The following is a 15,384-nucleotide window of genomic DNA, read 5'->3' on the forward strand; positions in this document are numbered from 1 at the left end:
AGATAAGAATACGTAAGAATCGGTTGAAAAACAGGGTAACAACACAAACTATTGGTAGTAAGAAAGAGAAAATGTGGGCGCTAAGGCACGGAAAATACCCTTACCCATTGCAAGTGCATTTTCAGCCGTTATAATCGCCCATCGATAATCGTTTATACGGCCGACCCAAGTATGGAAGTCGGCAAAGAGTAAACGGTTCTCACGTTATTTATTACGTTTTCAGGTTATATAGCCAATGAAGCTAATCTAGCTTATTGCAATGAATATAACGACATCGCTTTAACACCAAAATGGTGTTTTAAAATTAAAATGCAAGTGGCGCAGAGTAGGCGTCACCACTGTAAAGGACATATCATGCCAGTAATTACCCTTCCTGATGGAAGCCAGCGCGCTTTCGACCAATCAGTTTCTGTATTAGATGTTGCCAACGATATTGGCCCAGGTTTAGCGAAAGCGACTATTGCCGGTAAAGTAAATGGCGAATTGGTAGACGCAGTAGACCTTATTGAGTCAGACGCTCAACTACAAATTATTACCGCAAAAGACGAAGCTGGTTTAGAAATTCTTCGCCACAGCTGCGCGCATTTGTTAGGTCATGCTATTAAGCAACTTTGGCCAAACACCAAAATGGCAATTGGGCCTACTATCGACAACGGTTTTTACTACGATGTTGATATGGAACAAAGCCTAACCCAGGAAGATATTCAAAAGCTTGAAAAGCGTATGCTTCAACTAGCTAAAACTAACTATAACGTTGTTAAAAACAAAGTTAGCTGGCAAGAAGCCCGCGATGCATTCGAAGCACGCGGTGAAACCTATAAAATGGAAATTCTAGATGAGAACATCAGTCATGATGATCGTCCAGGGTTGTACCACCATGAAGAATACGTAGACATGTGCCGAGGCCCTCACGTGCCTAACATGAAATTCTGCCAAAACTTCAAGCTTATGAAAGTAGCCGGCGCTTACTGGCGTGGCGACAGCGACAATAAAATGTTGCAGCGTATTTACGGCACCGCATGGGCTGATAAAAAGCAACTTAAAGCCTACTTACAGCGCTTAGAAGAAGCTGAAAAACGCGATCACCGTAAAATTGGTAAAACCCTAGACTTGTTCCACTTCCAAGACGAAGCGCCGGGTATGGTGTTTTGGCACAACGACGGCTGGTCTATTTACACCGAATTAGAAAAGTTTATCCGCGGTAAATTGCGTGAGTACGACTACGGCGAAGTAAAAGGCCCATTAATGATGGACCGTTCGTTGTGGGAAAAATCGGGTCACTGGGACAAATTTGGCGATGCCATGTTTACCACTGAATCTGAAAAACGTGAATACGCGATTAAACCAATGAACTGCCCAGGTCACGTTCAAATATTTAACCAAGGCTTAAAATCTTACCGCGACCTTCCGTTGCGTATGGCTGAGTTTGGTTGTTGTCATCGTAATGAACCATCAGGTGGCTTACACGGTCTAATGCGCGTACGTGGGTTTACCCAAGACGATGCACACGTGTTTTGTACCGAAGAACAGATACTCGATGAAGTGGGTAGCTGTATCGACATGGTTTACGATGCGTACAATACCTTTGGTTTTGAAAAAATCGTGGTAAAACTTTCTACTCGTCCTGAAAGCCGAGTAGGCAGTGATGAAATTTGGGATAAATCTGAAGCTGCATTGGCAGAAGCACTTAATAAGAAAAATATTGAGTTTAGTTATTTGCCAGGCGAAGGTGCGTTCTACGGGCCTAAAATTGAATTTACTCTTCATGATTGCTTAGACAGAGCATGGCAGTGTGGAACGGTTCAGCTAGATTTCTCTATGCCGGGGCGTTTAGGGTCTACTTACGTAGCTGAAGACGGCGAACGTAAAGTGCCTGTTATGATCCACAGAGCTATTTTAGGTTCACTAGAAAGATTTATCGGTATTCTTACCGAAGAATTCGCCGGACTTTTCCCGCTTTGGTTAGCCCCTCAGCAGGTGGTAATTCTAAATATTACCGACAGTCAGGGTGAATATGCACAAGAATGTGCAAAAAAACTGCAAAAAAGTGGATTTAGAGCAAAGTCGGACTTGAGAAATGAGAAGATTGGCTTTAAAATCCGCGAGCACACTCTCAAGCGTGTTCCTTATATGTTAGTAGTAGGCGATAAAGAAATGGAAGCTGGCGAAGTAGCAGTACGCTCACGACGCGGCGACGACCTAGGTAAAATGAGCCTGGAAGCTTTTATTGCCATGGCAAATCAGGAAGTGGCAGAAAAGACCATTAAATAGTTTGAGGGTTTTCGTGTATACTACACGACGGTGTTTGCTTATCAGTACTGAATTAAAGACAGATGGTAAGCAAACAGAAGAATTAAATGTTTGGAGGAATGCACATTAAAGGCGCTAATAACAAGGCTCAGGGCGACAAAGCCCGCATAAACGATGAAATCAAAGCCAAAGAAGTTCGCTTAATTGGCAAAGACGGTGAGCAAGCCGGCATTGTAACGTTAGCAGAAGCGACGAAACTTGCTGAAGAAGCCAGTCTTGATCTAGTAGAAATCAGTCCGAATGCTGAGCCGCCAGTCTGTAAAGTTATGGACTATGGCAAATTCCTCTTTGAAAAAAGTAAAGCTCAGAAAGAGCAGAAGAAAAAACAGAAGCAAATTCAGGTCAAGGAGATTAAGTTCCGCCCTGGCACTGATGAAGGCGATTACCAGGTAAAACTGCGCAACCTGCGTCGCTTTCTTGAAGGTGGTGATAAAGCCAAAGTTACGATCCGTTTCCGCGGACGTGAAATGGCGCACCAAGAGATCGGTATTGAACTTCTTAACCGTGTTAAAGCGGATTTGGAAGAGATTGCTGTGTGCGAGTCTTTCCCACGTCGTGTGGAAGGCCGCCAAATGATCATGGTGCTAGCCCCAACTAAGAAGTCGTAGTGGTCTAAAAGTTTTTGAGGTACTGCAATCTCAAAACACCCTGCGGCTAAACATTAACCGACAACCGGTAACTGCATACCCAGCGTCGATACTAACAATGCGGAGTTTTAGCAATGCCTAAAATGAAAACTGTAAGCGGTGCCGCCAAACGTTTTAAGAAAACGGGTTCTGGCCGCTTTAAAAGCAAACAGTCTCACTTACGTCACATTTTGACTAAGAAGAGCTCTAAGCGTAAACGTCACCTTCGTGGCAAGAAACTGGTTCATGATTCTGATACCAAATTGGTTCAGCGCATGTTGCCGTACGTATAGACTTAGGAGACTGATTAATGGCTAGAGTAAAACGCGGCACGGTAGCACGTGCACGTCACAAAAAAGTCCTCAAGCAGGCAAAAGGTTATTACGGTGCTCGTTCACGTGTTTATCGCGTAGCGGTACAAGCCGTAACTAAAGCTGGTCAATATGCTTACCGTGACCGTCGTCAGCGTAAGCGTCAATTCCGTCAATTGTGGATTGCACGTATTAATGCTGCTGCACGTCAAAATGGTATGTCATACAGCCGTTTCATTAACGGTTTGAAAAAAGCGTCTGTTGAAATCGATCGTAAGATCCTTGCCGACATCGCTGTACATGACAAAGCGGCTTTCAGCGCACTAGTCGATGCGGCTAAAGGCGCATTAGCTTAATTATTAACTAATTAAGTTTAAGTTCTTTCGGAAAAAGGCGAGCAGGATGCTCGCCTTTTTTCGTTTCTGGCGTTTAAAAATTTCTGTCAATCGAGCTCTTCGATAACACCGTTCAAAAAACGATAAACGAGACCCAAGCTAAACTGTTTTAAAGAGCGAATAGTTCACAGCTAATAAATGCATTTAATAAGGCGTAGACAAATTCACACCCTCACTCATATAAATGTCATCATAAGCTAAACCGCCATTACCGTATGGTTTATCAATTGGCCCAGTATTGCTATTAGCCAAAAAATAAATCAGGGGTAATTCCCGCTTCATTCTAAAATTAGCATTTTCATACGCTAAAGTTTGCTGGCTAAATTCGCCGCCTTTTACATAAACACTATATTTTTGCCCGCCATTTTCAACTGTGGCGTTATTAACCACATACCAAATTTCATACCATTCGCCCACCGTAAGGGGCTCTGATGCTTTGTTGTCAGCATTTTTTACACTGGCGTATTGGCGGTACTTGTCTGTGCTGTCTATTTTCACCATTAAGCTGCCGTCATTCTTATACCCATTCGACTCATACTTGTCAGTTACCCTTAACGTGGGCTCAAAAGCATTGTAGCCCTGCGCTAGTATCTCATTAGGGGGCAAATTACTAATGCCAAATGCATGGTTGTTAGGAAAGCGCTCAACGCGAATTCTGGTATAGAAGGTATAGGTGTCGCCTATTTTTACAGGTACAGGCAGTGCTTTAAAGCTTAGGGCTTTCCTATTGCCCACAATACCGTCTGGGGCGGGCTTTTTGATTAAATAACCGTTGTTGACCATTGGCAAAGTAGGGGAGGTGGTCGTATTTATATTCGCGTTTGTGTCGTGTAGCCGAATTTCAGTAACTTGCGCTTTTTCAACGAATGGGTTGGTATCGTTTTGGGTATCAGCTAAATGCCAATCATCGAGTTTTCCCGTTTCGAAGTTATCAATAACTAACCACGGTGAAGCGTTTTGTGTAGAAGAAAAGCTATCTGAGGGCGATGCGCTTTCCGCAAGCAATATGCTGTCTGTACGTGAAAAGCTACACGCAGTGAGTAAAAATGACGCACTTATCAGTAATATGTACTTCATGGGGCACCTTGGAGTGCAAAGAGTATTGCTCATTTATACACTCAACATATCGAAAACTACAATTAAAATCGCTACTTATACTGTCTTGAAAATTACATATATTCTTTGTGCTGCAAATTTAAATATAGCTTTAAAAGAAACAAAAAAGCCCCAACACATGATGTTGAGGCTTCACTGTTTTACTTAGGAATTATGAAGTGAAACTTTAGTTCTTAAAAACCTTAGTAAGCGTTTTTATTTGCTAAACCACCAAACACTGTCATAAATACAATTTTAATATCGAACCATACCGACCAACGGTGAATATAATCTAAATCGTACTCTACACGTTGCACCATTTTGTTCACTGTTTCTGTTTCACCCCGTAGGCCATTCACTTGTGCCCAACCGGTAATGCCAGGCTTCACCTTATGACGAAGCATGTAACCAGTAATAAGTTTACGGTATTCTTCGTTATGCGCTACAGCGTGAGGGCGGGGGCCTACAATCGACATCCTGCCTTGAAGTACGTTAATAAACTGCGGTAGTTCGTCAATAGACGAGCGACGTAAGAAGCCGCCAATCTTCGTTAAACGGGCATCGTTCTTCGTAGCCTGTTTCACTACGGCGCCGTTATCTTGCGTAGTCATAGAGCGAAATTTATAAACCGTAATCTGTTTACCATCTAGGCCGTAACGCTTTTGTTTGAATATTACAGGGCCTTTAGAAGTAAACTTAACCGCCGCCGCAATACCTAGCATAGGAATAGCCAACATCATCAAAATAAGTATGCTTAGTACAATATCTTCAAAGCGTTTTAAAATATCACTAGCACCCTGAAATGGCGTATCGTAAACACTTAGCGCTTGTACCGAACCAATAGACTGCCAGCGGGCATTTAATAGGTTGTACATAAAGAAGTTAGGAATAATATAAACGTTAGCTGTGGTATCACTACACTTTTCAAGAATATTACGAATGCGGTTCTCTGCACTCATTGGTAGGGCAATGTATATGTAATCCACTTCATTGCGCTTAGCCATTTCAATAGCCGATTCAATATTACCTAATACCTGGTTTCTGAATTCATGAGGTAATCTGTCTTCACTTCTATCATCGAACATGCCTAAAAAGCGAATACCTAAATGTTCATTTGAAACGATTTGATTAGCCATATTGTAACCGACTTGGCTGGCACCAATCACAATAGACTTTCTGGAGTTCAAGCCACTGCGGCGAAGGCGAAAAAGAAATTTTCGCATTACGTAGCGCCAAGCAAGTACCACCACAAATGAAGATGAAGCCCATAATAAAACGCCTGGAGGCGTTATTCTTAAATCGCCAAAGAAAAAGAACCCAAAAGCAGTGGTAGATAACATACTTAGCGCCCACGCTATAGCGGCTGCACGTAGCATTTCATTCGTTCTGTGACCACGCCAAGAACGGTAAAGCTCTACAAATTCACCGGATAACTGGAAACTAATAACAAAAACAAAAAGAAAAAGAAGGCTACCAGCGGTAACCGGGCTACCGTAATAAAACGCTGACGCGTAATAAAGTAAGGTCACTAGGCATAAATCAATAAGCCTATATATGGTCGAGAAACCACTCTGGTTCCTAACAACTAGCCCACCAGAGGAATTCGGTTCAACCTCGTGAGATTTAAGGACTTGGTTAGGTGCTACTTTATTATCCATGTAAGTATCTCTAAGAAATAAAAGTTCACGCCGACTTCAATTGTCAATGAAGCAAAAGACTACCGCGCTTATTATAAGCTTTTGCTAAAGTTTTCACTTTAGCATGTTCAAGTTAAGGCCCATTTAGAACTTAACTAAAGTTTAATAAAGCAAAATATGTACCGGAATACGAATAAATAACACGAAGAGAAATTTACGCCGTGCAAGCTAAGTGTTAGTTATTACTGCTCAGCTAAACTATAGTATAAGCACGTTGTAATTTTATTACAAAACTATTGAAAGCAATTAGCCAACTGATATTGTAATATAGCTATCAAGTACTATTTTAATGCTTTATTTTTGCGCTATTTTCGATAACAAAAGTAGTGACGCAGGTTTTGCATAACAAAAAAATGCCAGTGAATTAGACACACTGCTGCAACATTTTATAGCTATTCTAGGTAAGGTTTAGGCTTAGTAATTTCTGCATGGGCCCTTATTTAGAGGCATAACTAGAGGCATAACTAGAGGCATAACTACGATGTTTAGGTATGCACAATAAACAAAGTGAAAGATAGACTGGACTTGTTAAAGTCAAAAATAGACTGCTTAGCATGGCACAGTATTAGCATACCACTAGGCCAATAACTGAAAGATAATAAATTTCACACTCATAACGGTTACAAGAAGAAGTCGGTGGTGCTTTTTTGAGCATGCGGGCAGATGTTGCACTGTTTTATTCCAACATCTGTTTATTAAAGCCGATGAAGCCGAAAAATTTTAGGAGCGAGTATGTTTAAAAGGACAACAAGCCTTGTTGCACTGTCTGTAATTAGCGCCATTACACACGCACAAGAGGCTGGCCGTATTGAAGCTGGCCAATTCGACATTATCCCAACTTTCACCACTTCAATGAGTTATGTAGACAACGTAGCTTATGCTCGTGATGGTGAACCTAAAATTTATAGCTGGCGTGCAACGTTATCTCCTGAAATTATTGCTGCAACTGAAATTGACGGAAACCCTGTTCAATTCGGTTATCGTTTAGAGCGAGGCGTATATTTTTCAAGTAGCGCAGATGACTATACCGACCACTTTTTTGAAGCAAGTGGTGACTATGACCTAAACAGTCGCCATCGCTTATCGGGAACTGCTCAGTTTGAAGATGGACATGAAGACCGTGGTACTGGCTTTTCATTAGGCTCCGGAAGCGACATTAATAGCCCTGATACGTACAAAAGTACGTATGTTGGTGCTGAGTACGAGTACGGAGCTTTAACTTCTAACGGTATGCTCACCTTTAAAGCAAACCGTGAAACATTAGATTACGACAGAGATGAACAAGCATATTTACTTCGCGATCGAGCTAAGAACAAAATAGGTGCAGAGTTTGCCTATAAAATTGCACCATCCACAGCCTTAGTGTTAGATGTTACTAACACTTACACTCGTTATGATCTCCAGTTATCACCTGCAACCAGTTTAGACAGTGACACGTTACGTGTTCTGGGTGGACTAACATGGGAAAGCACTGCGGCAACCACTGGCTTTGCCAAAATCGGTTATACCGAAAAAGATTTTGAGTCTGCAACGCGTAGCACATTCTATGGTATAGATTGGGAAGCCGGCGTTGAATGGCAACCTGTTACTTACTCAACATTTCGTTTTTCTACCAGTGCTGATACCCGTGAAACAAACGGTGAAGGTAACTTCATTCGTGGCAGAGATTATGTGGCTTCGTGGGAACACGAGTGGCTACAGCGCTTAAGTACAACAGCCGGTATTAGCAAACTTACCGACGAATACGTGTTAGATGAAGACGGTATAGCAAATCGGGAAGATGATCTTATGCGTTATACTGCAGCGCTGAACTATCAGGCGCGTCGTTATTTAAGCTTTTCTTTATATTACACGTTAAATGACAGAGACAGTAACCGAGATACTATTGGCTACGACAGAAGTGTAATTGGTTTATCTGCTGAGGTTAGCCTGTGAAGCAAAGTGTTAGTTATATTTTTGCGTTATTTTTTATAGTAGTTATGTCGTTTAACGCCTTTGCGCAAGAAGGCAATTTGAGCATGAGCCGCTATCAATTGGGCTCTGGTGACAGAATTAGCATTAATGTATTTGGGCAAGATGATTTGTCGATGGAAGTTCGCTTACCCGACGTTGGCACTATCAATTACCCTTTCATGGGGGAAATGAAATTAGTAGGGTTAACGCTAGGTGAAGTCGAGCAGCTTATCTATGAGGGTTTGAAAGGGGATTATTTAGTAAACCCTTCGGTATCAGTGACTATTATTGATTATCGCCCTTTCTTTATTGATGGTGAAGTAAAGCGACCCGGTGGTTATCCTTACCAGCCAGGTTTATCGGTGAATAAAGCAGCAGCGCTTGCTGGCGGCTACACTGAACGAGCGGCTAGAGATAAAATAACGATAGTTCGAGAGAAAGATGGCACAACACGTAGTTTTACCGTAACAGTAAGCGACATGATTCAGCCTGGTGACATCATCAACGTCAAGCAACGCTTTTTCTAAATATAAGAATTTCAGGATACAAAAATAAGATGGCAGTAAATCATAGGGACGATGTTAATCATGGTGTTCTAGATAGTGAGACTATAGATATAGCGCACTATCTTGGAATACTTAAACGTTATGCATTCCGTATTGTTTCGTTAGCAATAGCGTTCACTATATTAGTAGCGTTACTAGTAATGCGGATGACGCCACTGTATACGTCGTCTACCACTATATTAGTTGATTCAGAAAACGCTAATGTTGTTTCTATTGAAGAAGTTTATGGTTTAGATACTAAGCGTAAAGACTATATGCAGACCCAATACGAAATTCTACGTTCGCGTCAAATTGCCGAGCGTACTGTCGAAGGTATGAATTTGCACTTGAACGACAGGTTTATGCCACCAGAGGAAGGTCCTGGCGTCGTCGACTCTATTATTGATAGTGCTAAAGGCATGCTGCCATTTTTACCTCAAGAAGAGGTGGTGGAACGTACTGAAGAAGAAATTGTTGCAGCCAAAAAACGCTCAGCGGTATCTAAACTGATGCGTGCAGTTGAAATAACCATGGTAGACAATACCCAGGTTATGAAGATTTCAGTAACCACTGAGTCGCCTCAGTTGTCAGCGGAAATTGCTGATACCATTGCCGATGTATACATTGAAAATTACCTTCAAGCAAAACTTGATATGACCGCCAAAGCTACATCTTTTCTTACTGAAAGCTTAGAAGGTTTGAAAGACAAGCTAGATATTGCTGAAAAGAACTTATCGTTATTTTACGAACGCAATCAAGTAGTTAATATAGACGGTGTTGTAGGCTTAGCGGCAGACGAGTTGGAACGTTTAAGTACGCAACTTCTAGATGCTCAAACTGCTTTGAAGTTAAACGCGGTTATCTACAGACAAACACGTAACAACGTAACCCTTGAAGATATAGCAAGGTTACCGGAAGTGTTAAATCACCCTACCATTCAGGGCGTTCGCCGCGACGAATCAAAAGCGATGACCCGCGTATCTGAACTAAGCAAAGTTTTTGGCCCTAAACACCCAAAAATGATAGCAGCTAACGCGGAGCTTTCTTCTATTCGCGAAACCTTAAACACTCAAACTCGCGATCTTATTTCTAGTATTACTACGCAATATCAAGTTTCAGAACAGCGCGTAGCACAGTTGAAACAAGAAGTAGAGGTAGCAAAAGCGGAATTCCGAGGCCTTTCTGCATTAGATAACCAACGTAAAGCGCTGCAGCGTGATGTAGATATTAATCAGCAGTTATATAACTCGTTCTTTACTCGTTTAAAAGAAACTGATGAGTTAGGTGGTTTTGAATCAGCTAATGCGCGAATACTAGATAATGCTGTTGTATCGTATATACCTTCAGAACCCAATAAAAAGCTATTAATTGGTGCAGCGTTTGTATTCAGTCTTGGCTTTGGTGTGTTCTTAGCAATTACCATGGAAACACTGAATAGCGGTATTCGTTCGGTAGAAGATGTAGAACGTAAGCTAGGGCAGCGTATGCTGGGCTTAATTCCATGGCTTGCGCATAAGAAGAAAACTAAGCTGCCCATTCGCACTTACTTCGATGGTAAGAAACATCAGTTTGCAGAGTCTGTAAGAACCTTACGTACTAGTTTGTCTTTATTGAACCTAGATAAAGATAACCAAGCAATTATGGTTACTTCGAGCGTGCCGAAAGAAGGTAAAACGACAGTATCAATAAACTTAGCCTTTGCGCTAGGGCAGTTAGATAAAACTATATTGGTTGATGCAGATTTACGTAGGCCCACAGTAGGCAGGCAGTTTAATATTCCTAACTACCAACCGGGTGTTGCTAACCTTATTCTTAAAACACACAGTTTTGATGAGTGCTTGGTACGCGATGAAGAAGGTAATATTGATATTCTTTCAGCGGGCACCATACCTTCGAACCCTCAAGAACTACTTGCCGACAAGGGCTTCGATGAGCTAATTCAGCAACTGAAAACTCAATATAAGTACGTTGTGGTAGATACTGCGCCTACTCAAGCGGTAAGTGACTCTATGGTTATTGCTAACTCGTGCGACTCTATTATTTATGTGGTTCGTGCCGATAGTACCAGCGAAAAAGTTATTAACACTGGTCTTTCTCGCTTCTTACAAGTGGGGCATCGTCTTGATGGGGTAGTGTTAAATCAAGTAGACTTACGAAAGTCGGATGTAGCACAGAGGTACGGCGGGTTTTATGATCAGTATGATTATACTAGTCATAAAAACAGCTAATAAATTATTTGATAGACCTTCACAGTCATATATTACCTGGTATTGATGATGGTGCCAGAACCATGGCCATGTCTATTGACATGGCCATTCAAACACTTGAATGCGGTGTTACCCATTTAGTTTGTACCCCACATATGCACCCAGGCTTTTTTGATAATACCCCAGCCATTATTGAAACTAGTTTTAACGAGCTCGTATTAGAGCTTCGCCGCCAAAATATTCCCCTTAGTTTAAGTTATGCCGCAGAATTACGGGTATCTGAACATATTCCTATTTGGATAAAGCAAAATGCCGTTCCGTTTTTAGGTGAAGTAAATGGAAAAAAGGTGATGTTGCTTGAAATGCCACATAGCCATGTACCGTCTGGCTTAGAACCGTTAATTAAATGGTTATTAAGAAACAATGTTCAGCCACTTATTGCCCACCCAGAGAGAAACCGTGAACTGTTGCGAGAACAGCATAAATTTGATTGGTTGCACAGGTTGGGCTGCTGGTTTCAAGTTACCGCTGGGGCGCTTACAGGGCGGTTCGGCGAACCTGTACAAGAATTTGCACTAACGATGTTAGCAAGCCAACGTTTTCACGTAGTGGCATCTGATACGCACGATACTGTTCGTAGACCTAACGACATGGGAGAAGCATTTGCAGTAGTAGCGGCATTAGATGAAGCCTATGCACAACAAACCTTTGTTACTATGCCTAGTAGCATAATAGGGGTTAATTAGTGGTTATGTCAGCGTTATACCAAAATAACCAACTGCTTGTTAAGCGCGCCATTCGTGTAGCATTTTTCGCTACGGCCGTTTGGGGGCTAGTGTGGAGCGCGCAATTTTTTGTAGCAAGTAATTATTATTATCGCGTAAATAATCAACTAGAATCGTGGCAAGCTAACGCTAACTTGGTAAATGCATCAAAAGTGAATGAAGCCATTACAAAGCTTGATTCCGCTATATCAATGTTTCCCGATAATGCACTGTATTATCAGATGCTAGGGCAACTTTATGAATGGAATGCTTATATATCCGCTAATGAAGAGACCTTATTGAAAGGCGCTTTTATTAATTACCAACGAAGCTTGGCGATTCGACCTTTATGGCCTGCAAGCTGGGTAGGGTTGGCATCGGTTAAGTGGAAACTCAATCAAGTAGATAGCACGTTTTATCAATTTCTTAATCAAGCGATAGAAGTTGGCCCGCAAGATGCGGTGGTACACAAGTTTGTTGTTGAGTTTGGATTAGCAAATTTCGCTGCGCGGTCACCTGAATACATAAAAATGATTAAACTGCTAAAGCACCATATGGAGTTAGGGCTACTTAACCCACACAGTAGGAATGAGATTGTTCAAAGTATTGTGAAATATGAAGTTGAAGAGCCTGCTTGTAGATGGATGCAAACGGCGTCTTATCCAGTCAGAAAGCGAATACCTAATTGCATTACCTACGATTAAGTATATTGCTTTAATCTTAGAGGCGTTTTGATTACTTAGCTGTTTACTAACTAGCTGTTTACTAACTAGCTTTTAACTACTCAGCTTTTAACTATCTAGCTATTAACTATGCAGCACTCGATTACAATATACTTTTCAGCCAGTCCCATAATCCTAACGAAAAATCCTCAAACAAATTTATACCCAGCCAAGATTTCAATATATAAAGCAACACCATACCTACGGCAAGCGAGAAGATAATAAAAAAAGTAAAGCCTGCAGCCAAAGTTAGTTGCCCGATTTTACTTTCAATACGTGAAGGGTCGCGCTTATCTTTGCCTCCTAAAAGTACGAAGTAAAAACGGCTGCGGCCAATACCTAGGGTGCCTCTTAAATCTAATTTATGCTTGCCCCAGCGTCTTCCTGCCAATGCTTTATTAATATGGGTAAGTTGCTCTTCGCTAAACGAGTTAACCACATGCTTAGGCATTCTTTCTAGCATGTGCTTTATGTTTGGTTCTTCTTGAATAGGGTGATTAACTTTTAAAACCACGTGGCTTGCTCCATAAATAAATCCATAACTAGCCCATAACTAGAGCTTCATTACATGGTTTTAACTGTGTATTGCTGGTTTTCTAACCCGAATACGGTTACTCATTACACCTAATGCTAATAGTGTAATAAATATAGCCGTGTTCGCAGGCGCTTGCAGGGGAAAGTCTACGCTAATGTGCATAGCCATACCGATAATTGCCATGAAGCACGCAAAAGCTGCGCCTCGGGGTAGGGGGTGACGGCGTTCTTTAAACGCTTTAAAAGCATTAATACCACATAACAATACAAATATGCCCATGAACAATGAACCTACCAGGCCAAACTCAATACTAAATTGCAAATATTCATTATGAGCATGGTCATAAAAATGCTGGATGCTGTCGCTTTGAAATTGGGGGTAAACGGTGTAAAACGTACCGCCGCCTGTTCCAATTAAGGGGTGATCGGCTAACAATGGCAGGGCGTCGGTAATTACTTCATCGCGGCTCTCTTGCGCTAAATCAGTTTGTTCTAAGCGCTGCTTTACTTCATTAAGTCCAAATACACTACTTACTATCATAATGTCGATAACTAGCATGCTCACGAATAGCGCTATATAGCTTTTCTGCCGGGGTTTAAAATACCATAAGCCCAATGCTGCAGTTACCGTCATACTAACAAAAAAGGCCGTGTTTCCCATTCTGGAGCGCGACATTACTAATGCAATAACCATTATTATAATGCCAATTCGAAATAACACCTTATTACCTAACCAAAACTTTAACCATCGTCGCATTCTTTCCCTTTTAGACATGCCATCGTCTTCGCCTAAACTGGCAATTAAATAACCGAGTGCAGCGCTTAAGGTAAGTAGTAAGTAGTTTGCAAAATGGTTCTTGTATATAAAGCTGCCGGTAGCAATGTGAGTAACAGGCTGTTGAAATACCAAGCTGTACTCCATGCCCGATAATACTTCAAGCGAGCCGTAAATGGCTTGAAAAATACCACTAGCGCTTATAGCAATTAGCACCAGCTTTAATCGTGAGGTAGAGCGAACCATAGCCAATACACTAAAAAATAGTAGGCAATAGCAAAGCGACTTCATAAATACTATTTGGCTTTGGCCTACATCAAAACTAAGGGCCAGCCACTTAGGCGACGCTATTCTACTAATGCCATTAGGTAAGGAAACAAACTCAGGGAGTAATTTTTCTGGTCGAAGTGTACCAATTAGTGAAGCGGGCAGGGGGACTAAGTTTAGTAACTGCCATGCAAGAAATAAAAACCATAAAAGTAGAAAATAACGATATTGTCGTACAGCTAGAGTAACACTGCGAAAATGGAAAACGACTAATAGTGCACTAATAGCAAAAACAGAGACTTGCATCAGCGCCCACGCCCACGGGCGGTTTGCCCCTAAAGGAATAGGTAGCCAAAAAAGGGTAAATAAAAGAAAACCGAAAAGAAACTTTTCGGTTTTTCTATTGTTAACACTCAGCATTTACTATCGACTCACTAACGATCGTTGTCACGAACGATCACCAAAACTAACGAGCTCTACCATTAATAATCATCAACACAGAGTTTTACTTTATATAATTAACGACTAGTTAGCTGATACCGTAGTATCGCCGCCGCCAGCACCCGCTGCACCAGTGCCCACACCTAAAGGCGAAACGTTGTTACCTGTTGCACCAGCCGCAGTAGCGGTAAGGGTAGAAGTATCGATACCAGCATTAATTGCCGCTAGTAGTGCATCTTCAGCACTAATTACACCAGTCTGAAGGGCAATATTGTAAATTTCATTAGCATCTTCAGGAAATAAAATCATGGCAATAGTTACTACATCTGAAGGTTGTTCAGGTAAAGCACCAAAACCAGCAATGGCTAGTTCAAAGCCAGTGGCATTGTTAACAAGCAACCCCACCATGCTTTCAAAAGCTGGTTGATTGGTCTGTAAATAAGGGAGGCTTGCCGCTGGAACAGCAACGCTGCCTTCTGCAAGTACTTCGTTACTCACTGTTACTGTTGCTTCATCGGCAGGTGTCCCGTTATCGATAGCAGTTAACAATTGGCTTCTAATCTGTAAACCAGGAACGCTATTCGCTCCTTCTTGCGCAATAGTCACAGGTGACACAGCAATAAGCACGCTCATTACTAAAGAAAAAATAAATCTATTACGCATAATAGTTCCTACATCAAAAAAGTTCTGTTTGCATACATTTGCCATTGTATATCAAATGTACGCCTCATGTCTTAGCTTT

At 41.5% G+C, this 15,384-nt stretch carries 14 protein-coding genes; 9 read left to right on the forward strand and 5 right to left on the reverse strand.

All coding sequences use genetic code 11. The annotated features are described in order from the left end of the window. The first annotated feature begins 354 nt into the window (after positions 1 to 354). The 4 genes from thrS (at position 355) to rplT (ending at position 3,603) form a co-directional block, all read left to right on the forward strand. Complete coding sequence (gene thrS, locus Q4561_RS10455) at positions 355 to 2,271, forward strand: threonine--tRNA ligase (protein WP_303460027.1); 1,917 nt, start codon at positions 355 to 357, stop codon at positions 2,269 to 2,271. A 98-nt stretch (positions 2,272 to 2,369) separates the two neighbouring features. Continuing rightward, positions 2,370 to 2,918, forward strand: a complete 549-nt coding sequence (infC, locus tag Q4561_RS10460; protein WP_126873690.1) for a translation initiation factor IF-3 — start codon at positions 2,370 to 2,372, stop codon at positions 2,916 to 2,918. Positions 2,919 to 3,031: 113 nt separating this feature from the next. Then, complete coding sequence (gene rpmI, locus Q4561_RS10465; protein ID WP_012518091.1) at positions 3,032 to 3,229, forward strand: 50S ribosomal protein L35; 198 nt, start codon at positions 3,032 to 3,034, stop codon at positions 3,227 to 3,229. Positions 3,230 to 3,246: 17 nt separating this feature from the next. Next, a complete protein-coding gene (gene rplT / locus Q4561_RS10470) occupies positions 3,247 to 3,603 on the forward strand; it encodes a 50S ribosomal protein L20 (RefSeq protein WP_013784592.1) in 357 nt (118 codons plus the stop codon). Between the two features lie 183 nt (positions 3,604 to 3,786). Here rplT and Q4561_RS10475 read toward each other — a convergent pair whose 3' ends face one another. Together Q4561_RS10475 and Q4561_RS10480 are read right to left on the reverse strand one after the other, a co-directional pair. Beyond that, positions 3,787 to 4,719: a hypothetical protein gene (locus Q4561_RS10475; protein WP_303460028.1), complete on the reverse strand. Its 933-nt coding sequence runs from the start codon at positions 4,717 to 4,719 to the stop codon at positions 3,787 to 3,789. 221 nt (positions 4,720 to 4,940) lie between these two features. Beyond that, a complete protein-coding gene (locus tag Q4561_RS10480) occupies positions 4,941 to 6,395 on the reverse strand; it encodes an undecaprenyl-phosphate glucose phosphotransferase (protein ID WP_303460029.1) in 1,455 nt (484 codons plus the stop codon). 771 nt (positions 6,396 to 7,166) lie between these two features. Between Q4561_RS10480 and Q4561_RS10485 the strand changes: the two genes are divergently transcribed. Genes Q4561_RS10485 through Q4561_RS10505 form a run of 5 tightly spaced genes read left to right on the forward strand, consistent with a single transcriptional unit; the run spans position 7,167 to position 12,607 of the window. Beyond that, positions 7,167 to 8,369, forward strand: coding sequence for an outer membrane beta-barrel protein (locus Q4561_RS10485; protein WP_303460031.1), 1,203 nt, complete (start codon positions 7,167 to 7,169; stop codon positions 8,367 to 8,369). Then, positions 8,366 to 8,914 (forward strand): polysaccharide biosynthesis/export family protein, encoded by a 549-nt coding sequence (locus tag Q4561_RS10490; protein ID WP_303460034.1) that lies wholly within the window; start codon positions 8,366 to 8,368, stop codon positions 8,912 to 8,914. Before Q4561_RS10485 ends, Q4561_RS10490 begins: the two co-directional genes overlap by 4 nt. Positions 8,915 to 8,943: 29 nt before the next feature. After that, entirely contained in the window at positions 8,944 to 11,160 is a 2,217-nt protein-coding gene (locus Q4561_RS10495) for a polysaccharide biosynthesis tyrosine autokinase (RefSeq protein ID WP_303460036.1), read from the forward strand. Positions 11,161 to 11,168: 8 nt separating this feature from the next. After that, positions 11,169 to 11,885: a tyrosine-protein phosphatase gene (locus Q4561_RS10500; protein WP_303460039.1), complete on the forward strand. Its 717-nt coding sequence runs from the start codon at positions 11,169 to 11,171 to the stop codon at positions 11,883 to 11,885. A 5-nt stretch (positions 11,886 to 11,890) separates the two neighbouring features. After that, positions 11,891 to 12,607: a VpsP family polysaccharide biosynthesis protein gene (locus Q4561_RS10505; RefSeq protein WP_303460042.1), complete on the forward strand. Its 717-nt coding sequence runs from the start codon at positions 11,891 to 11,893 to the stop codon at positions 12,605 to 12,607. Between the two features lie 121 nt (positions 12,608 to 12,728). Here the strand turns inward: Q4561_RS10505 and Q4561_RS10510 are convergent, their stop codons facing one another. From Q4561_RS10510 to Q4561_RS10520, 3 genes are all read right to left on the reverse strand, one after another. After that, positions 12,729 to 13,139: a 3-phosphoshikimate 1-carboxyvinyltransferase gene (locus Q4561_RS10510; protein WP_303460045.1), complete on the reverse strand. Its 411-nt coding sequence runs from the start codon at positions 13,137 to 13,139 to the stop codon at positions 12,729 to 12,731. A 60-nt stretch (positions 13,140 to 13,199) separates the two neighbouring features. Beyond that, positions 13,200 to 14,621, reverse strand: a complete 1,422-nt coding sequence (locus tag Q4561_RS10515; RefSeq protein WP_303460047.1) for an O-antigen ligase — start codon at positions 14,619 to 14,621, stop codon at positions 13,200 to 13,202. A gap of 105 nt (positions 14,622 to 14,726) precedes the next feature. Then, positions 14,727 to 15,305 (reverse strand): hypothetical protein, encoded by a 579-nt coding sequence (locus Q4561_RS10520; RefSeq protein WP_303460050.1) that lies wholly within the window; start codon positions 15,303 to 15,305, stop codon positions 14,727 to 14,729. Positions 15,306 to 15,384 lie beyond the last annotated feature (79 nt).

The organism is Alteromonas sp. 1_MG-2023 (genome assembly GCF_030547075.1).
In the GTDB taxonomy this organism is placed as follows: domain Bacteria; phylum Pseudomonadota; class Gammaproteobacteria; order Enterobacterales; family Alteromonadaceae; genus Alteromonas.